Origin of the sequence: Streptomyces sp. NPDC004609 (genome assembly GCF_042873655.1) — a bacterium.
Lineage (GTDB): Bacteria > Actinomycetota > Actinomycetes > Streptomycetales > Streptomycetaceae > Streptomyces.
Window position 1 is genome coordinate 21,562 of the sequence record NZ_JBIALS010000052.1, and the last position, 19,253, is coordinate 40,814.

At 70.9% G+C, this 19,253-nt stretch carries 21 protein-coding genes and 3 pseudogenes; 15 read left to right on the forward strand and 9 right to left on the reverse strand.

The genetic code is table 11. From position 1 onward, the window contains the following. Positions 1-2: 2 nt before the first annotated feature. The 4 genes from ACFYT4_RS33255 to ACFYT4_RS33270 all read right to left on the reverse strand — a co-directional run bounded on the left by ACFYT4_RS33255 (position 3) and on the right by ACFYT4_RS33270 (position 4,854). Positions 3-1,109, reverse strand: a complete 1,107-nt coding sequence (locus ACFYT4_RS33255) for a hypothetical protein (protein ID WP_389277665.1) — start codon at positions 1,107-1,109, stop codon at positions 3-5. Next, positions 1,106-1,849, reverse strand: coding sequence for an AAA family ATPase (locus ACFYT4_RS33260; protein WP_389277668.1), 744 nt, complete (start codon positions 1,847-1,849; stop codon positions 1,106-1,108). Before ACFYT4_RS33260 ends, ACFYT4_RS33255 begins: the two co-directional genes overlap by 4 nt. Then, positions 1,846-3,462, reverse strand: coding sequence for a Mu transposase C-terminal domain-containing protein (locus tag ACFYT4_RS33265; RefSeq protein ID WP_389277725.1), 1,617 nt, complete (start codon positions 3,460-3,462; stop codon positions 1,846-1,848). The genes ACFYT4_RS33260 and ACFYT4_RS33265 overlap by 4 nt, the downstream gene beginning before the upstream one ends. A 165-nt stretch (positions 3,463-3,627) precedes the next feature. After that, the gene (locus ACFYT4_RS33270) at positions 3,628-4,854 is read right to left on the reverse strand and encodes an AAA family ATPase (protein WP_389277671.1); all 1,227 of its coding nucleotides are present in this window, start codon (positions 4,852-4,854) and stop codon (positions 3,628-3,630) included. Positions 4,855-5,168: 314 nt separating this feature from the next. On the opposite strand from ACFYT4_RS33270, the pseudogene ACFYT4_RS33275 reads away from it, so the two are divergent. From ACFYT4_RS33275 to ACFYT4_RS33295, 5 genes and pseudogenes are all read left to right on the forward strand, one after another. Next, positions 5,169-5,267, forward strand: a pseudogene (locus tag ACFYT4_RS33275) (helicase associated domain-containing protein); the annotation flags it as partial. Between the two features lie 57 nt (positions 5,268-5,324). After that, the gene (locus tag ACFYT4_RS33280; RefSeq protein WP_389277674.1) at positions 5,325-6,092 is read left to right on the forward strand and encodes a helicase associated domain-containing protein; all 768 of its coding nucleotides are present in this window, start codon (positions 5,325-5,327) and stop codon (positions 6,090-6,092) included. A 549-nt stretch (positions 6,093-6,641) separates the two neighbouring features. Further along, positions 6,642-6,998 carry a hypothetical protein gene (locus tag ACFYT4_RS33285; protein WP_389277677.1) on the forward strand — a complete coding sequence of 119 codons (357 nt, stop codon included), beginning with the start codon at positions 6,642-6,644 and terminating at the stop codon, positions 6,996-6,998. Then, the gene (locus ACFYT4_RS33290) at positions 6,995-7,663 is read left to right on the forward strand and encodes a nucleotidyl transferase AbiEii/AbiGii toxin family protein (RefSeq protein ID WP_389277680.1); all 669 of its coding nucleotides are present in this window, start codon (positions 6,995-6,997) and stop codon (positions 7,661-7,663) included. The genes ACFYT4_RS33285 and ACFYT4_RS33290 overlap by 4 nt, the downstream gene beginning before the upstream one ends. Before the next feature lie 218 nt (positions 7,664-7,881). Further along, positions 7,882-8,748: a helicase associated domain-containing protein gene (locus ACFYT4_RS33295; RefSeq protein ID WP_389277683.1), complete on the forward strand. Its 867-nt coding sequence runs from the start codon at positions 7,882-7,884 to the stop codon at positions 8,746-8,748. 163 nt (positions 8,749-8,911) lie between these two features. On the opposite strand, the gene ACFYT4_RS33300 is transcribed toward ACFYT4_RS33295, so the two are convergent. Beyond that, positions 8,912-9,094, reverse strand: a complete 183-nt coding sequence (locus tag ACFYT4_RS33300) for a hypothetical protein (protein ID WP_389277686.1) — start codon at positions 9,092-9,094, stop codon at positions 8,912-8,914. Between the two features lie 71 nt (positions 9,095-9,165). Here ACFYT4_RS33300 and ACFYT4_RS33305 point away from each other — a divergent pair, with 71 nt between their 5' ends. Next, positions 9,166-9,447, forward strand: a complete 282-nt coding sequence (locus ACFYT4_RS33305; RefSeq protein WP_389277688.1) for a hypothetical protein — start codon at positions 9,166-9,168, stop codon at positions 9,445-9,447. On the opposite strand, the gene ACFYT4_RS33310 is transcribed toward ACFYT4_RS33305, so the two are convergent. Continuing rightward, positions 9,405-9,563 carry a hypothetical protein gene (locus tag ACFYT4_RS33310; protein WP_389277691.1) on the reverse strand — a complete coding sequence of 53 codons (159 nt, stop codon included), beginning with the start codon at positions 9,561-9,563 and terminating at the stop codon, positions 9,405-9,407. The two genes, ACFYT4_RS33305 and ACFYT4_RS33310, sit on opposite strands and share 43 nt — an antisense overlap. A gap of 134 nt (positions 9,564-9,697) precedes the next feature. Continuing rightward, positions 9,698-10,639: a hypothetical protein gene (locus tag ACFYT4_RS33315; protein ID WP_389277693.1), complete on the reverse strand. Its 942-nt coding sequence runs from the start codon at positions 10,637-10,639 to the stop codon at positions 9,698-9,700. Between the two features lie 30 nt (positions 10,640-10,669). Between ACFYT4_RS33315 and ACFYT4_RS33320 the strand changes: the two genes are divergently transcribed. Further along, a complete protein-coding gene (locus ACFYT4_RS33320) occupies positions 10,670-10,969 on the forward strand; it encodes a helix-turn-helix domain-containing protein (protein WP_389277696.1) in 300 nt (99 codons plus the stop codon). A gap of 156 nt (positions 10,970-11,125) precedes the next feature. On the opposite strand, the gene ACFYT4_RS33325 is transcribed toward ACFYT4_RS33320, so the two are convergent. Further along, a complete protein-coding gene (locus tag ACFYT4_RS33325) occupies positions 11,126-11,737 on the reverse strand; it encodes a TetR/AcrR family transcriptional regulator (protein WP_389277698.1) in 612 nt (203 codons plus the stop codon). Between the two features lie 105 nt (positions 11,738-11,842). Between ACFYT4_RS33325 and ACFYT4_RS33330 the strand changes: the two genes are divergently transcribed. The 5 genes and pseudogenes from ACFYT4_RS33330 to ACFYT4_RS33350 all read left to right on the forward strand — a co-directional run. Continuing rightward, positions 11,843-13,204 (forward strand): M14 family zinc carboxypeptidase, encoded by a 1,362-nt coding sequence (locus tag ACFYT4_RS33330; protein ID WP_389277701.1) that lies wholly within the window; start codon positions 11,843-11,845, stop codon positions 13,202-13,204. Between the two features lie 336 nt (positions 13,205-13,540). Beyond that, entirely contained in the window at positions 13,541-14,959 is a 1,419-nt protein-coding gene (locus ACFYT4_RS33335) for an MFS transporter (protein ID WP_389277704.1), read from the forward strand. A gap of 408 nt (positions 14,960-15,367) precedes the next feature. Further along, positions 15,368-15,646, forward strand: a pseudogene (locus ACFYT4_RS33340) (sel1 repeat family protein); the annotation flags it as partial. 154 nt (positions 15,647-15,800) lie between these two features. Further along, positions 15,801-16,586 carry an SAM-dependent methyltransferase gene (locus ACFYT4_RS33345; protein ID WP_389277707.1) on the forward strand — a complete coding sequence of 262 codons (786 nt, stop codon included), beginning with the start codon at positions 15,801-15,803 and terminating at the stop codon, positions 16,584-16,586. Positions 16,587-16,699: 113 nt separating this feature from the next. Then, positions 16,700-16,954 (forward strand): annotated as a pseudogene (locus ACFYT4_RS33350) (transposase family protein); the annotation flags it as partial. 194 nt (positions 16,955-17,148) lie between these two features. Here ACFYT4_RS33350 and ACFYT4_RS33355 read toward each other — a convergent pair. After that, the gene (locus tag ACFYT4_RS33355; RefSeq protein ID WP_389277710.1) at positions 17,149-17,445 is read right to left on the reverse strand and encodes a hypothetical protein; all 297 of its coding nucleotides are present in this window, start codon (positions 17,443-17,445) and stop codon (positions 17,149-17,151) included. An 86-nt stretch (positions 17,446-17,531) separates the two neighbouring features. On the opposite strand from ACFYT4_RS33355, the gene ACFYT4_RS33360 reads away from it, so the two are divergent. The 3 genes from ACFYT4_RS33360 to ACFYT4_RS33370 are packed head-to-tail and all read left to right on the forward strand — an operon-like array spanning position 17,532 to position 19,241. Then, a complete protein-coding gene (locus ACFYT4_RS33360; RefSeq protein ID WP_389277713.1) occupies positions 17,532-18,203 on the forward strand; it encodes a tyrosine-type recombinase/integrase in 672 nt (223 codons plus the stop codon). After that, positions 18,200-18,529: a helix-turn-helix domain-containing protein gene (locus ACFYT4_RS33365; protein ID WP_389277716.1), complete on the forward strand. Its 330-nt coding sequence runs from the start codon at positions 18,200-18,202 to the stop codon at positions 18,527-18,529. The genes ACFYT4_RS33360 and ACFYT4_RS33365 overlap by 4 nt, the downstream gene beginning before the upstream one ends. Before the next feature lie 16 nt (positions 18,530-18,545). Then, a complete protein-coding gene (locus tag ACFYT4_RS33370; protein WP_389277719.1) occupies positions 18,546-19,241 on the forward strand; it encodes a hypothetical protein in 696 nt (231 codons plus the stop codon). Positions 19,242-19,253 lie beyond the last annotated feature (12 nt).

The following is a 19,253-nucleotide window of genomic DNA, read 5'->3' on the forward strand; positions in this document are numbered from 1 at the left end:
TCTTACCTGCGCGGCTGCGGCTTCCCGCGCGGCGTCAGCATCGTGTCGTAGCGGCCGGCCTCCTGCTGCTCGCGCCAGTCCCACACGATGCGGCTTTGCCGGGCGGCGGGCGGCTGCGGTGGGCGCAGCCGGGCCGCCTGCGCCAGGCGCAGCAGATGCGGGCGGTCGCCGGGCGCGGCGAGCAGCTGCTGGTCCTGGCCGGGCGCGAGGCGGGCAAAGCAGGCGGCGGCCTTGAGGAAGACGTGTGCCCAGCCGGGTACGGGGTGGGCGGCGCAGCCGTCGGTGTAGCGGGTTCGGTCGTGCAGGGCGAGGGTGGCTGCGTGGTCGTCGTAGTCGTGGGGGCGGGCGGTGGCGAGTTGCTGGAAGGAGGCGCCGGTGAACAGTGCGGTGGCCAGGGCTGCGGCCAGGCGGGGGTGGGCGGTTGCTGCGGAGAGTCGGCGGGCGGCCACCTGGGCGGTGCGCGGGGTGAGGACAGGTGGTGGCGGGCGGTGGTTCCAGGCGATGGGCGGGGGTGTGCACCGGGTGGTGCAGGGGGCGGGACTGTCGTAGGAGACGAGGCGGTCCAGTGCGGGCAGGGTGAGCCAGCGGCCGGACGGCTGCGGGAGGTCTGCGGGCGTGTGCAGGGAATCGGGCGGGGCGTCGTAGTGGCGGCGGGCGGCCGCGAGGCTCGTGATGACCGTGGGGTCGGCCGTGCTGAGGGCCTGGTGCACGGCGGCGGGCAGATACGGGCGGTGGCAGACCAGCGTCAGATGAAGGCCCGTCACGGCACGCAGTTGCAGAAGGCGCATCGTGCGGCGGGCGGTGAGCCGGTGCGCGCGCAGGACGGTGAGCCGGCTCACGGGCAGGGCCGCCGCCCATGCTGTGGCGGCTTCCCAGACGGGCTGGCGGCCTGAAGGGAAGCAGCCCGGGAGCAGCGGCGGTCTGCCCAGGGCCGCAAGGAGGTCGTGGGCGAGGGCAGTGTCGCTGGTGGTTCCCGGGCCGGGATGCAGGGTGATCCGGCCGGCGGCCAGATCGTGGGCTGCCAGGGCAGTGTGCGTGTGGGCAGCGTCGTCGTGGGGGTCCATGACCAGCGTGAGAGCCGACGATCCCGTGGCGGGTATCGGGATCACGCGAGGCGGCTGAAGGCCCAGCGCAGCAGTTCCTGGTCGACGCGGGCACGTCCGGTGCGGGCCAGGGCGGTGCGGGCATGAGCGGTCAACTGGGCCCAGGCCCGGAAGTTGCCGTGAGCGGCGTGCTGGTCGGCGAAGGCGACGTCGTCGGGGTCAGCGTCGGCCCAGACCGGGTGGAACAGCGGGATGACCTCAAGTACCTCGCTGGGGGTGAGGCGGGTGAACTGCTGCCAGATGAAGACGCGTGAGGAGAGCATCGGTTCGCGGCGCAGCACGGTGTGGCAGCCCGCGCCGCCGACGAAGATGATCGCGAGCCGGGTGGCCGGTTCGTCCCACAGGTAGCGGAAGTATTCGAACGCTTCCCCGTTGAGCCACTGGGCCTCGTCGACGAGGAAGGTGCGGGGGCGTTCTGCGAGGGCGGTTTTCAGCAGTCGGTCGAACTCGCTGGGGTGACGGGGTGGTTCACCGGCCAGGTCGAGGGCGGTGAACAGTTCGTAGCGCACCGCTCGGGCGGTGGGCCGGGCACGGAAGGTGATCTTGCGGACGTCCTCGGCGGGTTCGAGTTCGCGCAGGCAGGTGTTGACGGCGAGGGTCTTGCCGAAGCCGGCGCCGCCGTGGATGCACATCATGGCGCGGGCGGCGACGGTGTCGGTGATGTTCTCCCGGGCGGTGAGCAGGGCGCGGGTGGTGACCACGGAGGCGTCGGGCAGGTCGACGTACTGGTAGGTGGCCGCGGTCACGGGGCATCTCCGTCTTGGTCGGTGGTGGGATGCGCGGCCCGTCCGCCTGGGTCGTCGGGGGCGGGAGCGGAATCTTGGCGGGATTGGAGCGGGGTGGTGGGGCGGCCTGGTGTGGTGAGCGCTGCGAGGGAAGCGGGGGTGCGCCAGTCGGCCGGGGGCGCGGCGGGCGGGATGAGGTCCGGCAGCGACAGCTGCGACAGGTCGGTGTCGGTGGCCTGGGTGAGTTCGGCCCCGGCCTGCACGGCGGTCAGCGCGCCGAGCCGCTGCGGAGCCTCGGGCTGGGTGGCGGCGGCGTAGCGCTCGCGCTGGGATGCCTCCAGGTCCTTCTTCAGGCGGCGGGCGCGGGCGGCCCGTGCTCGTCGTACGGCGCGGATCTGTTCGTCGGTGGCCTGGTCGGCCAGGTCCGCAGGGCCGAGGTAGCGGCCGGTGGCGGCGTGGTAGACCTCGATGCGGTGGTCGTGGTGGGGCATGAACCGGATGCGGACCTGGATCCCGGCCTGGCCGGTCATCCACGGCCCCACGTAGTCGCGCTTTCTGAAGCGGATGCCGCGGGTGGTCAGCGTGCGGGTGCCGGCGTCCTCCAGGGTGAACGTCCACAGATCTGCCGCGGGGACGTCCCGTAGCGGGGTGGGGTCGTCCTGCCACGCCTGGAGCGGGGTTCTGCCCCGCAGCGGCTCGGGGCGGTGCTCGGTGTTCCACCACCGTGTCCAGGCCAGCAGCCGGGCGGTGAAGTCCTCGAACCCGAGCAGCATCTCGTCCTTCGGGAGGGAGGGGCGTTTGCCGGGGCGCGGCTGGCGGGCGTAGCCGGGCAGCGCGGCGAGCAGCATCGGCTCCACCGCCCGGTTCAAGCCCTCCACAGTGCCCTTGAGATGAGGGGTGCAGGGAGGCAGGGGCTCCACGGTCACGTCCAGGAGATCGAGCGCGGCGGTCACCGTCCTCGACAGGAAGTCCTTGCCCCGGTCGACGCGTACCTTCTCCGGAAGGCCGCCGAACGGGCCGTAGGGGTCCTCGCGCAGGACCGCGGAGCGCAGTGCGGCCAGCACCGACTCCCGTGAGGGATGCACCGGGGTGACGGCGACACCGGTGATCGCGTTCGTCGCGCAGTCGGTGAACCAAGTGATCCACGGCCTGCGGGCTTTACCGTCGACGTCGACCAGTACCGGGGCCTGCATGTGGTCCGTCTCCCACACCTGGTTGCGCGAGCCGCGCGGCCGGGCCAGGAACACATCATGCTTGCGTGCCGCCCGCTCCCCTCCCGCGAGCCCGGCCCGCTCCCCCGGCGTCAGATCACGCCGGATCGCCCGGTGCAGCGTCGTCAGCGACGGTGCGTTGGCCGGTGGGGACTGCCGAGCCGCGCGGGCCGTCAGCTCACGATGGACCGCCCGCACGTTCCCCTTCCACAGCGCCAGCAGTCCACGGACCTCGGGCGTGATCGTGAACCTCGCATCGGCTAGGGACCGTGCGCCGGGGTAGGCGGCTGCGGACTCGTCGCGCTCGGCCGCGGCCAGCCACCGCCACACCGTGCGCTCCGACACCCCCAGCGCGTCCGCAGCCACCCGTACATGGCCTGCCGTCAGCTCTTTCCCGGCCCGCAGGGCGAGCAGCCGCCGCACGGCAGGACCACGCAGCGCCGTCCTCGACGCCGCAGGCAGTCCGCCGCCTGCGCGGACCGCGTCACCGTCCTTCATGCCAGCCTCCCCTCACACGGGTGGAACGTCGTCTATCGCCAAGTGCCGGGAGCATGCGATCGCCCTCCCGTCCACACGGGAGCGCTCCGGTCACAGGGGCGGCGCGACCCGCTGGAACAACCGCCCCAGCAAAGCCCGGTCAACGGATACGTCAGCGGTGGTGAGCAGCGTGTTCTGCAGGTGCGCGGTCAAAGCGGCCCACGTGCGGAACGTGCCGTACGCGCACGACTGGTCGATCCACGTCAGATCCGGGGCCGGGACGGTGCGCCACAGCGGATGAAATGCTGTCACCACGGGCGTCGCTTCGGCTGTGTCCAGGCGTGGGACTTCCTGCCACGCGACGATGCGCGATGCCAGCTGCGGAAGCCGGGGCACCGCCCGCTCGGTGCCCGCCCCACACAGCACCAGCGTGATCCGCGTGCCGGGGTGATCCCACAGGCTCTGCAAGTACTCCAAGCACGGCGCAGGCAGGCGCTGAGCCTCATCGACCACCAGCATCCGCGCCTCGCCCAGAGCCCCCGCGACCGCTGTGTCGGCCAGCGCCGACGTATGCGGGAACCGGCCCGGCAGCGCCAGAGCGTCGAACACCGCCCGTCGCATGCCGGCCACCGACGGGCGCACCGGCACCGGCACCCACGTCACCTTCCAGCCCGGAGGCACTGTGTGGAGCGCCATCCGCACGGCGACGGTCTTACCCCGGCCCGGGTCGCCGAACACACACACCGCGCCCTGGACCGCCATCGCCTGCCCGACCGCCTCGGCCACCGCCCCCACCGACGACGTCCGCACCAGCCGCGCGCCCGCTGGCAACGCCACACCCTCCAGCGCTCCGCCCTCCCCCACCAGCAAGCCCCTGGTCGCCTCTGATACGAGACGCGGCGGCCGTGGCGCAGACGTCTTCGCTGCGCCGCCCTCCCGCGGCCCGGCCAGAGCGAGGTCAGCCAGCGCCCGCCTCGTCTGCTGCTCCTGGTGCTCCCGCCGCACCACCGCACGGTCCGGCAGGGCCCTGCCGGCCTGAAGGTCCCGGCGCACCACCCGGTGCAACGACGCCAGCGAGGGCACCTCTCCCCCGGCATCCTTCAGATGCCGGTGCAGCGCCGCCACGTTCCCGCCCGCCTGCGCCAGCACCTCCCACGCCTGATCGGACAACTCCAACCGAGACCGACGCCGGGGCTCCACGCGGCCCTCGGTCCGCGCCGCCTCCAGCCAGCGCCACACCGTCCGCGCATTCACCCCACCGACCTGCGCGCCCGCACGCACATGCGCCGTGGTCAACGCCCCGGCCGCATCCAGCTTCAGCAGCCGCGCCACCAGCACCGGCCTGGACACCCTCAACCCCGCCGTGATCTCACCCCACGCGCCCGGCTCCCCCACCTCGCCCCCTTCTCCCGACGGACACCGACACCGACACCGACCACGGTTCAGCCGCTCAGCCCTCGGAAGGATCAGAAGTGCCGTTTCCGAGACAGCGGAGCGCAGTGGGGTGTACCGGCCTGTGACAGCCGTGCCCACTGCAGATACCGCTCTACGGCAGTGGCCCCGCCCGCCCTCAGCACCCGACCAGCGGAAACAGCCCGGCCTGACATACCGTCACTGACACCCACCCACCGACACCCAACCGGCACATCGCACTGAAGAGGTTCACCGAGCGTGAGCACCACGCGCTCGTCCCTTACGAACACCGCGAGGGCGGGACACCGCTGGGGGCCTGGGTCGCCGAACAGCGCCGCGCGTACGGGGCCGGGCAGCTGACAGGCAAGCGCGCCGAGCGGCTGGAGCAGCTGGGGATGGTGTGGTCCGTCGCCGACGAACGCTTCGAGGAGAACCTCGCCGCCTGCCGCACCTACTACGACCAGCACTGGACCCTCTGCGCCCCCAGGACAGCCGCGGCCCTCGGCAGACCCATCGGGCAGTTTCTGGCGAACCTGCGCCGCCCCGGAGCCCTCGACGGACACCCCGGGCGGGCCGCCGCCCTCGCAGCCATCGATCCCGACTGGAACCCCGACTGGCCCACCACCTGGCAACGCCACTACGCCGCCCTGCGCGAGCTGGTGCGCGACGAGGGCGTGGACGGCGACCGGCCGGACATCCTGCCGGGACTCACCATTCACGGCATGGACATCGGACGGTGGCACGCACGGCAGCGCCAGCCCGCGGTCTGGGCGCAGCTCACGGAAGGACAGCGCGAACGCCTGGAACAGCTCGGCGTACAACCCCACCCCCACACCGCAGACACCGCAACGGCCCGGGGCGCCGCGGGCGGGGGTGCGGGGGCCGGGACGCAGCATGGGGTGACGGGCGGGAAAGGCCCGGACGCCTTCCAGAAGGCCATAGCAGCCCTCGCCCAGTACCAGGCCCGGGAAGGACACCTGAAGGTCCCCAGAGGGCATGTGGAGGTTCTGGCGGCCGGGTGGGGGCCGGACCGGGACGGAGAGGCCGGGGTCGAGGTCCGCCTCGGGGTATTCCTGAGTAACAGCAAGAGCCGACGGGCGAAGCTCAGCCCCGAACGCCTCGGAATGCTCGCCCGGCTCGGACTCCATTGGGTCGAGGAGTAGGGCCGGGGTGGTGGCTCCGGGGCGCGGGGCGGGAGACCGGTGGTGGGGCGCGGCACGGGCTTGCTCTCGCGGTGGTGCCGTTGGGGATTTCTCACCGTCGTGACAGTGGGGCCGCCCCGGTGAGAGGGGGCTGAGCGGCCGGGATGTCGCGGTCACTGTCACGGGGTGAGAGATCGGCGTGCGTCCGGGTGCGGTAACGGATTAGCAGCGAATGGCACAAAACAATCGAACCTGGCCAAATGCGGGCCCGGCGGTTCGACAGCTGAAGCCCAGCGCAGCGCGACGGCCCCGGTCGCCGCGGCCCGGCGGCGGCGCTGGAGGCACGCAAGCTCGATCCGGACCAGCACGTCGTCCACGGCGGCGTCGGGCTTGGGGAACGCGCGGCGGTCCAGCTCCCGCATCACGGCGACCTGCCGCTCCCCGCCTCCGCGATGGCCGGATCCACCCGCGACGGTGGCGCCGCCTCCTGGTGCGCGTCGAAGTGGCTGGCCCGGGCCCGGCCGGGCCGTTGCGGAGTACCCGGGCGGCTCCCCGGGTCATACTGGGGGTATGAGTGTGCAGCCCTTTCCGGACGCGTTCGACCTCTTGTGCGCGCAGTACGCACAGCGGATGCCGGTGTCTCTGGAGGATCTGGCCGGCCCCACCGAGGGAACGGTCGACCTGCCGCTGCACGTGGTCTGGTCGGGCCGCCGCTCCTACGGGCTGGAACAGCCGCGCTCCCGGATGGGCCTGTACCGCACCGTCCTGGCCGAGGGACAGCGCCAGGACCTGATCGAGTTCCTGAACCGGGACCTGCTCATCGCGCAGTGGCCGGTGCTACGGACGCTGATCAGCCGCCCGATCAGGGACGTATGGGAAGCCGCTTTTCCCGAACTCACCTCCGTGACGGCCACGACCGCCGCGTGAACCTGACAGAACTGCACCGGCGGCTTTTGGCCGACGTGCTCACGATCGGTGCGCCGTACCCGCTTGTGATCACCGGCGGCTACGCCGTGCAGGCCCACGGTCTGGTCGACCGGTTCTCGCAGGACCTGGACGTCGCCACCGAGAACCCGGCACCTGTCGACGAGATCGTCCGTACGGTCGGCGACGGTCTGGCCGAGCGTGGCTGGGGCGTCCGGCACATCGAGTCCAGCCCGCTGTCGGGCCGGCTCATCGTCACCGACCGCGCCACCGGCGAGGAATGCGAGGTCGATGTTCTCAAGGAAGCCTTCTGGGCCCCGCCGACGGTCACCGAGTACGGTCCCGTTCTCGCCCTGGAAGACGTGATCGGCACCAAGGTCCGCGCGCTCGCCGACCGCGGCGCGGTCCGCGACCTCATCGACGTACACGCCGCGATGCGGCACCGCTCCACTGCAGAGCTGGAGAACCTCGGCCGCCGTCATGCCCGCTTCGAATTCAGCCTCCACGACCTGCGCGACCGGCTCCAGGGAGCCGAGTGGTGGGACGACCAGGACATCGCCGACTACGGTCTGGACCCTGAACAAGTAGCGGGCCTGCGCGCATGGGCACTGGCCTGGGCCACTGATCTCGACACCCGCCTCCACCAGGACGGCGACGACGCCGGTTAACGAACCCCGCGCCTCCCTCACACCCTCGGCTTCCGGGCAGGGGCACCGTGGCCAGGTGACCGCAGCTCGGGAACGCCGGCCCGCACCGCGCCGCCAACCGGGCCAAGGAACCGGTAGCGATGGCTCCCCGTTACCGAGCGAACTCAAGAACAGCCAGCCGGTGGGGATGGTGGGGTTCAGGCCCCGGTACCGCCAGGCGCGCTGCCGGTGCCGGGCTGGTGGCGACGCCCTACGACACCGAAGTGCCGGTCGGGGTCGTGAACTATCCCCTCGGGCGCTGGGAAGCGCAGCAGCGGCGCGCGGCCCGAACCGGGGATCTGGAGGAGCGGCGCCGGCTGCTGCTGGACGAGGAGGGGATGGTGTGGGAGCCAGGCGACGAGGCGTGGGAGACCAAGCTCGCCTTCTTCCGCTCCTACCACCGCGCCCACGGGCATCTCGCTCCACGGCAGGACGCGGTCTGGGGCGAGACCGAGGCGGAGGCGCAGCCGGTTGGCCGGCATATGGCCAACCTCCGGCGCAAAGGCGGGCTGGGGAAGGACGTCGAGCGGGCCGAGGCCAGGGCGGCGCAGATGACGGCGATCGACCCCGACTGGGCGTGCCTGTGGCCGCTCGACTGGCAACGCCACTACGCCGTGCTCCGCGACCTGGCCGCCGAGGAGCCGGGCGGAGTGCTCCCGTTCATCGAGCCCGGCGTGCTGTTCGAAGGCGACGACCTGGGGGCGTGGGTAGCCAGGCAGCAGACGCCGGCCACCTGGAAGCTGCTCACCGACGAACAGCGGGAACGCCTGACCGGTCTCGGTATCGCACCGGTCGCGCAGCCAGCACCGGCCCCGGCCGGGAAGACGGATGCCGGGGTGGAGAAGCTGTCGGCGCCGTTCCAGCGCGGTGTCGCCGCCTTCGCCCAGTACATCGCGAGGGAGGGCAAGACCACCGTCCCCCGACCTCACACCGAGCGGGTCGTCATCGACGGGGCCGAGCACACGGTGAAGCTCGGTGCGTTCGCCACCAACACCAAGCAGCGGCGGGAGCGGCTCACCGACCACCAGCGGACCGTTCTCCGGGAGGCAGGAGTCGAATGGGCGTGACACCACCCTCAGCCGGTCGTTGAACACGTCGGTCAAGCGAAGTGCACCACCAGGCCCCGGGCAGCAACCGCCCGGGGCCTGGTCGTTCACCGATCAGCCGGAGCAAGGGGCGCGGCCGCGGTGGTGCAGTGCTCGTCGCCGCGTCACCGCGCCCGGTCCTGATCTACACCACCGCGTACGCCTCGCCGGTCGCCGCGTACACCACGCTCGTCATCACGCGCCCGACCGCCTCCGCCTCATCCTGGTTCAGGGCGACGCGGTCCCCGCCCCCGGCGCGGCGCAGCACCGCGGACAGCAGCTCGTGGTCGGCGGCGCCGCGCGGGCCCTCGAAGGGCGAGTGCAGCACGGGCGACAGCGCCTGTCGCGCGCACCCGGCGACGTCGGCCGCGTCTATACCCGTATGAGTAGGCTGGGCTGGTGTCTGAACTCCTGGCGTTGCACGACTACTTCGTCCGCTGTGTGGAGAGGTCCGACAAAGTCGGCTTCTCGCTCCGGGACGGCAGGGAGTTCCTCGGCTGGGTGGTTGAGGCGGAGGAGGGCCGGATCCTTGTCTCCTGGGCGCCGGGCCCCTTTGACGACCCGGTCGACGACGGCGACGGGGAAAGTGGCGACGAGTGGGTGACGTTCACATCGATCCGCCCCGGCACGGTCGGGCACTATGACTGGACGGTCCGCCGCTGGGTGAGCATGCTCGGCTGAACCGCCCGGCTCGGCAGGGGGTTGCGGAGTGTCAGGAACAGCGGGTCCTCCAGCTCCAGCAGACCGTCGAGGGCGTCGGGTACGACGGGCAGCAGCAGGGTGCGGGTGGAAGGCATCGGTCCCTCTCGGGTCAGCGGACGGTGACGGGACGTCACCGGCGCGCCCAGCCTCCCACCCGCCAACTGCCGGCTGTTCGCCTTTCGGCGAAGTCGTTCCCCGCCCGCCGCCTCGCCGACGACCTCACACTTCCTCAGCTGAAGTCGAGGGTCTCCTGCGCGGGGCTGGACCGAGGTGGCGGGGGTGCGCCGTTCTGGCGGGCGGCCTTCCAGCGCTCGGTCAGTTCTTCCTTCCAGCCCTTGGGCGGGGGCCAGGGGATGCCCCAGGCGGCGAGCTGGTCGCGCTTCCAGCCGCCGGCGGGCGTGCGGGCGGCTTCGATCTCTTCGGGTGAGGGCGGTTCGGGCATGTGTGGTGAACGAGCGTCGTGCAGCAGTTGCTCCCCGGCCTCGGTGTGGAAGAGGGAGAGGGCGGATTCCTTCTCCAGGGGGATCCATTCCTTGGGCACCGGGGTGTCCGCGGTTGTCGGTTGCTCGGTTCCGACGGGGGCGAAGAACGCCTTGCCGCTGTACTCCAGCGTCGTCGTCTCCAGCGTGACCCGCTCCGTCAGGACCTCCGGTCGCAGGGGCAGAACCCCGGCCTTGTTCAGGGTTCGGATGTAGTTCAGGAGCTCGGTCGTTCCGACCATGGTCCAGGCGACGAGCGGCACGGCGGCACGGAATCGCTCGCCCAGTCCGAACGGGTCGCCTTCCCGGCGTCGTGCCGTGTCGTGGTGCACCACATCGCCGTAGATCCAGGCCATGGCCAGCTTGTGGCGGTCGAGGGCATGGCTCTCGCCGGTTTCCATGTGGCTGATCATGACCGTGTACCCGGCTTCCTCCGCCGTGGCCGGGGCTGTCCGCTTACGCCACTCAGCTCGTGTGGCCTTCACCCACTCGGTATCCCGCGGCGAGTCACGGCAGAAGTAGCCCACTGCCTTCAGCGCCTTCCCGTAGAAGCACGGGTCGCCTTCCAGCAGGATCGGCCTGATCCGGGCAGCAGCGGACTCGACGACCTCCTCGTCCGGGAACTCCTGCCGGACCCGCACCTCCCCGTTTTCCAGGCCCAGAACGCTCATCCGTATACGGGTCAGATCCACCAGCGCGTCCCAGTCCGAGGCGCGGCTGAATTGTTCGAGCGGAACATCGGACCGCCGGAGGTCGCACGGCGTCTGCGGGTGAGCCGGAAGTCGGCCTACCGGTGGTACGAGTTGTGGCGGGATGGTGGTGTGCGGGCTCTGGTCTCGCGCGGCCCGAGTGGATCGCGGTGCCGTCTGTCGCCGCGCTGTCTGGAGCAACTGGCCGCGTACCTCGACGAGGGGCCTCCCGCGCATGGCTGGGTGGAGGACCAGGTGTGGACCGCCGCCCACCCGGCCAAGATCACCCGACCAGGTATCCCGTTCGATCAGAACCGCCCTCATGATCGATAGAGATACGGCTTCTCACTCAGCACAGGCGGCACAATCCCAGCTCAAACAGCCTGGCCTGCCCACTCGAACCGCTCAACCGGCCTCTCAACCAATCAGCAACACTCCAGACCAGCCAGCTCCCGGTACACCAACAAACCCCCCTCCGAGCGTCACCCGTCAGGGGCAGAGCGCGGATGTCACGCCCAGGGCCGCGCGGACCCAGGTGGCGCTGTCGGTGGGGGGCAGACCGAGGACGTGTTGCTGGGAGAGTCCGCGCAGAAGGGCGCTGAGAGTGGCGGCGAGTCGGGCCGCGTCGTCGGGGGGGAGCGGGCCGGAGGGTGTGGCGCGGCCGGCCAACAGCCGGACCAGCCTCTGCTGGGGCTCGTCGACGCTGTCGTGGAAGCTGGTGCCCGAGCTGCCGTCCCCCTGCAGGGCGAGGCCCAACGCCTCGGACTCGATCCGCAGCGCGCGCCAGCCGTCGACGCCGTCGACGCTCTCGAAGTAAGCGCGGGTGTACGCCTCCACGGCGCGCTCCAGCGACAGTTCCGGGGCGTCGCCGAGAAACGCCGTCGCCGCCTTGATGCCGCCGAGCTGGCTGTCGATGACCGCGTACAGCAGACCCTGCTTGGACCCGAAGATGGAGTAGATCGCGCCGGTCGTCAGATCGGCCTTGCGGGCGATCGCCTCGATGCCGACCGCGTGGTATCCGTGCTCGACGAACAATTGCTCCGCGGCCTTGATGAGCGCCTCTTCGTTGCGCTTCCGCGCCGCGGCCCGCCTGCCCGCCATTCCGCGCCTCCCTCGGATGTCTCCCGCTGTCGTGCCATTGTGCCCGCCGGAACCATTCCATAGAGTCACTATTACTGTAGCAACTCTACCGAATGGGGAGGCCCCGTGCCCATCGACATCCCCGCGACCATCGCGGCGATCCCATCCATCGACCGGTTCCCGAGCGTCGACGAGATGCAGGCCGAGCTGGACCGGCTCGCGGCCGGGTACCCGGAGCTGGTCGAGATCCGGCGGATCGGCACCTCACGGCAGGGCGAGCCGATCCGGATGCTCTCCATCGGCAGCGGCGAGCGGAACGTCCTGGTCTTCGGCGGACCGCACCCCAATGAGCCCGTCGGCGCGCTCACCGTCCGCGAGCTGGGGCGCGCCCTGTGCGCCGACGACGCTCTGCGGAAGGATCTGGGGTGTCGCTGGCACTTCGTCCCGTGTGTCGACCCGGACGGCGCACGGCTGAACGAGGGCTGGTACGCCCGCCCGGACAGCCGGGAGCGCTACGGCCGGGAGTTCTACCGGCCCGCCGGTGACGAGCAGGTCGAGTGGACCTTCCCGCATCTGAGCGGCCCGGGGTACTTCGACCGGATGCTGCCCGAGACCGTCGCGCTGACCCGCGTGATCGACGAGCTGAAGCCCGCCGTGATGTGCTCCCTCCACAACGGCGAGTACGGAGGCGTCTTCCACTACGTCAGCACCGCCGACCCCGACCTCGCCGCCCGTCTCGCCGCCGTACCGGGGTACGAGGACCTGCCGCTGCACAAGGCCGTCTGGGAGATCCCCGCGAGCAACCTCATCACCCCGGGCGTCATCCTCGCCCCCGGCATCGCGGAGACCACGGCGGCGATGCCCGCCGGGGTGGAAGCGGCGACGGGCGCGAGCAGCATGGACTACGCCGCCCCTTACGGCACGGTCTCCGTCATCACCGAAGTCCCCTACTGGGAGGACGAGTCCGCCGCCGACACCTCCCCGTGCGGACGCACCTTCGGAGAGATCGTCGGTGAGATCATCACGGCTTGCGAGGAGACGGCACAGCAGCTGACCGGTCTGATCGAGGACGCTGGCAACGACCTGACGCTCGACACCCCCTTCCGGCGTGCCTTTCAGGACGGCCTGCGCGGGCTGGCCGAAATGTCCTCCAGCTGGCGTGCCCTCCTGTCGGACGCCGACGCGGCGGGGCGGTCCGCGACCGTGTCGGAGGAGTTCTCGTTCCGCATGCTGCCCCACATGCTGCGCGTCCGCTACGGCGGGACCGCGCTGCGGCTGTTCGGCGCGGAGACCGGCGCGGGCAATGTCCGTGCCGGAGTGCGCCGGGGTCTCGCCGAGGCCGAGCGGCTCTTCACGGGGTGGCTGACGGAGGCCGACACCGCACTGCCGGGCAAGCGCGTCGACATCCGCCGGGTGGTCGCGGTGCAGGTCGGGTCGGCGCTCGCCGCCGCGGAGTTCGTACGCGACAGGGACGCCGGACCCGCCTAGCCCCCGGCCCTCGTACCACCGGCCGCAGTGGAGTTCGTACGCGACAGGGACGCCGGACCCGCCTGGAATGCGCCCGCCCGCACCGGGACACCCGACCCCCTGGAACCCGGCCTCCTCCCTCTCATCCTCCCCCCAGCGCCACCGCAGAGTTCGTACGCGACCGAGCGGCCGGGATCCGGCTGGATCCTGGCGGACCTCACCCCCACGGCCACCACGGAACTCGTACGACCGGGCCGCCGGATCCCGCTGGATCCCGACTGCTCCCCGGTCCCCTTCGCCCCCGCCTTTCCTCGCTTCCCATCGGGGCCGCCGTCCCCGAAAATCCGGAGGTCAGCCGTGCAGGACACCCCTTCTCCCAGCCGCGCCCCCATCGTCGTACTCGTCGGCGCGGTCGTCGGCTTCACGCTGATGGAAAGCCTGATGGCACCCGCTCTGCCCCTCATCCAGCGCGGGGTGGGCGCCTCCCTGGCGTCGATCGCCTGGATCTTCACCGGGGTCCTTCTCGTGGGCGCCGTCAGCGTCCCCGTCGTCGCCCGGCTCGCCGACATCCGCGACAAGAGACCCCTGTTCATCGGGGTCGTGACCATCGCCGCCGTGGGCGTCCTCGTCGCCGCCCTCGCAGAATCGGTTCTTCAGCTCACCGTCGGTCACGCCCTCCAGGGCATCGGGCTCGGCCTGATCCCCCTGAGCGTGGCGATCATCCGGGACACCCAGCCCGAGAGCCGCGTCCGCAGTGCCAACGGGCTCATCATCGGATCCTCCGCGCTGGCGACGGTGGCGGGACTGCTCATCGCCGGTCCCCTGCTCGAACGGCTCCACTACAGCTGGCTGTACTGGCTCACCCTCGCCCTGCTGGCCCCGATCGCCCTCTGCTCCTGGTGGGTCCTGCCATCCTGCCCACCGGTGAACCGGGACGGCCGCCTCGACGTCCCCGGGGCCGTCCTGCTGGCCGGTTCGCTGACGGCACTGCTCATCGGCGTGACCAAAGCGGCGTCCTGGGGCTGGACCTCACCCGCGTTCCTCGGTCTGGAGGCGCTCGCCGTTCTGGGACTGATCGCGTTCTGTGTCGTCGAGTCGCGCACCGAGCACCCCCTGGTCCGGCTGCGGCTGGGCGGCCGTCCGGTCGCCGTCGTCTGTCTGGTGTCGTTCGTCATCGGGTACGTCGTCTCGGCCATCAACATCGCCATGCCCACCATCGTCGACGCACCGCGCATCACCGGATACGGCCTGGAGGGGGATGCCACCACCGCCGGGCTGCTGCTCCTTCCTCTGGGCATCGCGGGCCTTCTCGCCGCACCCCTGACCGGCTGGCTGGAACGGCTGCTGGGGGCCCGGGGTGTGATGGCACTGGCCGGTATCGCCATCGCCGGTTCGTGCGTGGCCCTGTTCTTCGCCCGTCAGGGGGCCGCCGCGCTGGCGGTGTCCTCGGGACTGATGGGCATCGGCATCGGCTGGGGCCTGACCCAGGCGATGAACACCGTGGCCACGGAGATCCCCGTGGAGCGGGTCGCGAGCGTCACCGGGCTCGCCTTCGTCCTCAAGAGCGTCGGCGGCACGCTCGGCGGACAGATCAGCGCGAGTGTGCTCGCCGGGAAGCCCATGGCGGAGCTGCCGCTGCCGTCCTGGTCCGGGTTCACCACGGTGTTCTGGATCGCAACGGCGGTGGGAGTGATCGCGGTGGGCCTGAGCGCGTTGCTGCCGCCGGCCGCGCACCCGGCCACCGTCCCGGCGAAGGTCGCCGACTCCGTGGCCTGATCTCGGCGCACGCCCCGGCCCGGGGGCGGCGGTGCCCTTGCGGGTACCGCCGCCCCCCGGGCTCTTGCGTACCTCGGGCACAGGGGTCGGCTTCGCGGGCCCCTGCTCCCCGAGCGCGTCGTACGGCCCGGCGCCCCGAGCGCACCCACGTGGTCCGGGGCGGAGCCCCAGGCGCAGACACCCACGCCGGTCCGGGACCCGAGGCCATAGGGCGCTTGAGGCCCGGCGCCTCGAAGGGTGCGGGTTCGGGGGTCCTCCGGGCTCGACTCCTCGGGGTCGGCGGCATACAGGCGCTTGTCGTTGATTGCCCGGGTCTTGCCGCCAATCCCCTGCGGGGACGACCCTGCACACCCCCGACCGGGCCCACCGGCCCCTTGGCCCGGCCCCATCCTTGTGCACCGAACCTCGACCCTCGCGGCGGAGGCCGGCAGTCGCAACGGCGCCTTCAACCTGGGGCTGCTGCTCGCCCGGGAGGGCAGCGAGCCCGAGGCCGCACTGTGGTGGAAGCACGCCGCCCGCGCCGGGCACGGGCGGGCCGCCCTGCGGCTGGCGCTGCTGCACGCACGGCGCGAAGAGTTGGCCGAAGGCCAGCGGTGGGCCGACCTCGCGGTGTCCCTCGGACCCGGGGAAGTCGCCGCGCGCGCCGCCCGGTTGAGGGACGCGCTGGGCGAGGAACTCTCCGCCTGACACCGTGCGGTGCCGACTCCTGGGCCAAGTCGGAAATTGACGATCCGTCATTCCAGAAAAAAGGGGTGCCCGCGATAACTGTGGCGCACCTCACGGGGGTTAACCTGGCGGCTGGATATCGCCCGTACGGGTGGCACAGGGACGGAGAGTCGCGGTGGCGGAGGAAATCGACACGAGCAAGCCCAGTATCGCGCGGGTGTACGACGCGGTCCTCGGCGGCAAGGACAACTACGAGGTCGACCGCGTGGTTGCCGAAGGGGTCAAGCAGACGGTGCCGCACATCGGGGACGTGGGGTGGTTCAACCGGGCCGTGCTCGGCCGGGCGGTCAGCCACCTGGCGTCCGAGGTGGGGATCAAGCAGTTCATCGACCTCGGTGCCGGGCTCCCCACGCTGGAGAACACCCACCACGTGGCCCAGCGCGTCAACCCCGACGCCCGTGTCGTCTACGTCGACAACGATCCGATCGTCCTCGCCCACGGGCACGCCCGCTTGGGGGAGAACGCGAATACCGGCGTCTCCAACGCGGACCTGCGCGACCCGCGGACCGTGCTCCAGGAACCCGCCGTCAAGCGGCTGATCAACTTCGACGAGCCGGTCGGCGTGCTGCTCGTCGGCGTCCTCCACCACTTGCACGACAACGAGGACCCCAAGGGCATCGTCGACGCGTACATGTCCCACGTGCCCTCGGGCAGCCACCTCGTGATCACGGCGTTCTGCGACACCGGACCGGAGGCCCGGGCCGTCGAGCAGACGATGCTGCACCTCCTCGGTACGGGGCGCTTCCGCACCACCGAGGAGATCACCGCGTACTTCGACGGGTACGAGCTGTTGGACCCCGGTGTGGTGTCCCTGCCGTTGTGGCGTCCGACGGAGCCGGTCGAGGAGCCGTTGAACGTCGCGCAGCGACTGATGGCCGGGGGGGTGGCGCGCAAGCGCTGAGCGTTTTCAGAGTGGCCACCGATGGGGTGACGGTGGCGAGGCCGCAACGCACGAGGCACCCGTGCTGTCAAGGGAGATGTTCGAAGTCTCAACTCGTCAGCGCAGGTGCCTCATTGGTCCCATATCCTGCCGCACTCGACCTGCCCCATGGGCTGGTCGAGTGGGTCACCATGCTCATCGTCACCCGCGAGGGTGACCGCCGCTGCAAACTTCCGCCGCATCAACGTGCGCTCGTCGCTCTGGTGTACCTGCGCAAGCATGAGAGCCTGGCCCAGATCGCCGCCGGCTTCGGCATATCGGTCGGTACCGCCCACGCCTACACCACCGCGGTGATCGACCTTCTGGCCTTCCGGGCACCGGGCCTGCTGTGCGACATCCCGTGAGTTCCCCTGAGCCCTGCTGAGCCCTTGTCCCCGTGGCCAGGGTGTTCTGTCTCGTTGGGGGTGTTCTTCGAGCCGTGACGTAACTTCAGGATTCTCGAAGCGTTCTCACTTCGTCCGATGGATCTGTGATCGGGGTGAAGGCGAGGAGGCTCGGGTTGGCGCTGGCAGCCGTACGCGACCTACGTGAGTTCCGCGACCCGGTCTCGGCGGAGGAACTGGAGCAGTTCGAGACCGACGTGCTTGCCGGGTTCGTTCTCACGAGGGCTTCGGCGGGGCCGGCGGACGGCACCATCCGAGGAGACGTCGGGCACCTGGAACCAGATGCGGGCCTGGTTCGGCCGGCCGCTGTGGGATATGGAGCCGGCCGACGCCGACGGGTACTTCGGGAAGGTGCTGCGGGGCTCGCCGAGCGGTACCCGGCTGGCCCGCGCGCAGGCGCTGACCACGTACTTCCTGTTCTTGGAACTACGGCACAAGGTCGAGATCCACCGGATGACCGGGCGGGTCGTCGAGTGTCCGATCGATGAGATGAACCGGCCGAGGGGAGCCAAGGACGCGGGCTTTGCGGATCCCGCCGACCGAGCCGGAGATCAAGACGCTGTTCACCGGCTGGGGCGGCGAGCTGGCGACCTGCCGCAAGTTCGCCCCGACCGCGCGGAACTACACCGCGTCGAAGCTGATGTCGCAGGTCGGACTCAGGGTGAGCGAGGCATGCAAGCTCGACCTGGCCGACATCAAGTGGGAGCTGGGCCGCTTCGGCAAGCTCCATGTGCGTCACGGCAAGGGCGCCCGTGGCTCGGGCCCGCGTGAGCGGATGGTGCCGCTGATCAACGGTGCCGACCGCACGCTGCGGTGGTTCATCGAGGACGTCTGGGGCCAGTTCGACGACGATCACACCCGGCCCGGGGCCCCGCTGTTTCCTTCCGAGCGCAAGAACACCGACGGCTCATCGCGCCGAGTCGGCGACGACGCCTTGCGCAACGGTCTGGCCACCGCGGCGGAAGCCCATCTGCCCAGCTGGGCCGACACGCTCACGCCGCACGTCCTGCGGCACTTCTGTGCGTCCGAGCTCTACCTCGGAGGGCTTGATCTGCTCGGGATCCAGGAGGTCCTCGGACATTCCTGGATCGCCACCACGATGCGGTACATCCACGTCCAGCAGACCCGGGTCGAGGACGCCTGGGTGTCCGGGCAGCAGCGGGCCGCGAAGCGGCTGGAAGGATTGATGGGATGAAGTGGAACCTGAGGCTGACCGCCGCGAACAAGGGGATCTGGAAGGCGTCCGAGCTCCAGCGGAGCCTGGCCGAGCACGGCTTGGTGATCTCAGCCGGGAAGATGTCCGGCCTGTGGTCCGGGCAGCCGGTCTCCCTCAAGCTGGAGGACCTGGACGTGATCTGCGTCGTGCTCGGCTGCGAGATCGGCGATCTGCTGATTCCCGAACCCGGGAAGGTCAGCCGCCCAGGTCAGCAGGCCGGAGCCCAGGAGGCCACGACCGGCTCGATGGTGGCCCCCGCCGTCGTGCCCAAGCGCCGTGACGGCCGCTCCCTGCCGCCGATGTGACCCGGTCAACATCACCATGGGAAAGATCAGCGAGAACAAGCCGGCGGCCTCCTGCTCGGGCTGTTTCGCCTGGGGGCAGCTTCCCGGTCGGTTCTGCCGCGGCTGCTACACCTACGGCCAGCAACACACCACCGGTGAGTGCGTCGGCTGCCGACGACAGGTCCCGGTCGATGACAAACACGGCTACTGCCGTCTCTGCCGGGCTCAGGCGACCTGGGCGATCAAGGCCAGCGGCAAGGCTTCGGTGATCGAGCCTTACCTACGGCGGGTGACCTGCCAGCAGCTGTTCTTCGCGAACCTCCAGCGGCCCAAGAACGGCGGGCCGCGGGTCGGCAAGCAGGGTCGGCGCGTCCTGGAGCGACCACCGGTTCCCGAACCGCACCGCGTGATCACCATGTCAACGCAACTGGCGCTGTTCACCGCCACTCGGGACTTCCGCCGGTTCGACCGGGAACTCCACGCAGACCTCGCCAACCCCTGGTTGGTCCGGGCCCGGCAGGCAGCCCAGGCCCTTGGAGAGGCCCGCGGCTGGAGCCGCTGGATCACCAGCGACGTGAACCGAGCCCTGGTCATCGTGCTGTCCGGCTTCCGCGAAGGTGAGTCGATCCGGTACTCCGAGCTCTTCCCGGCCCTAGGGAGCGTATTGCGTCTTGATCAATCTGCGGGATCTGCCTTCGCGGCAGGGTCTGGACGGGTAGACCTTCTTGGGTGACGCGAGTGCAAC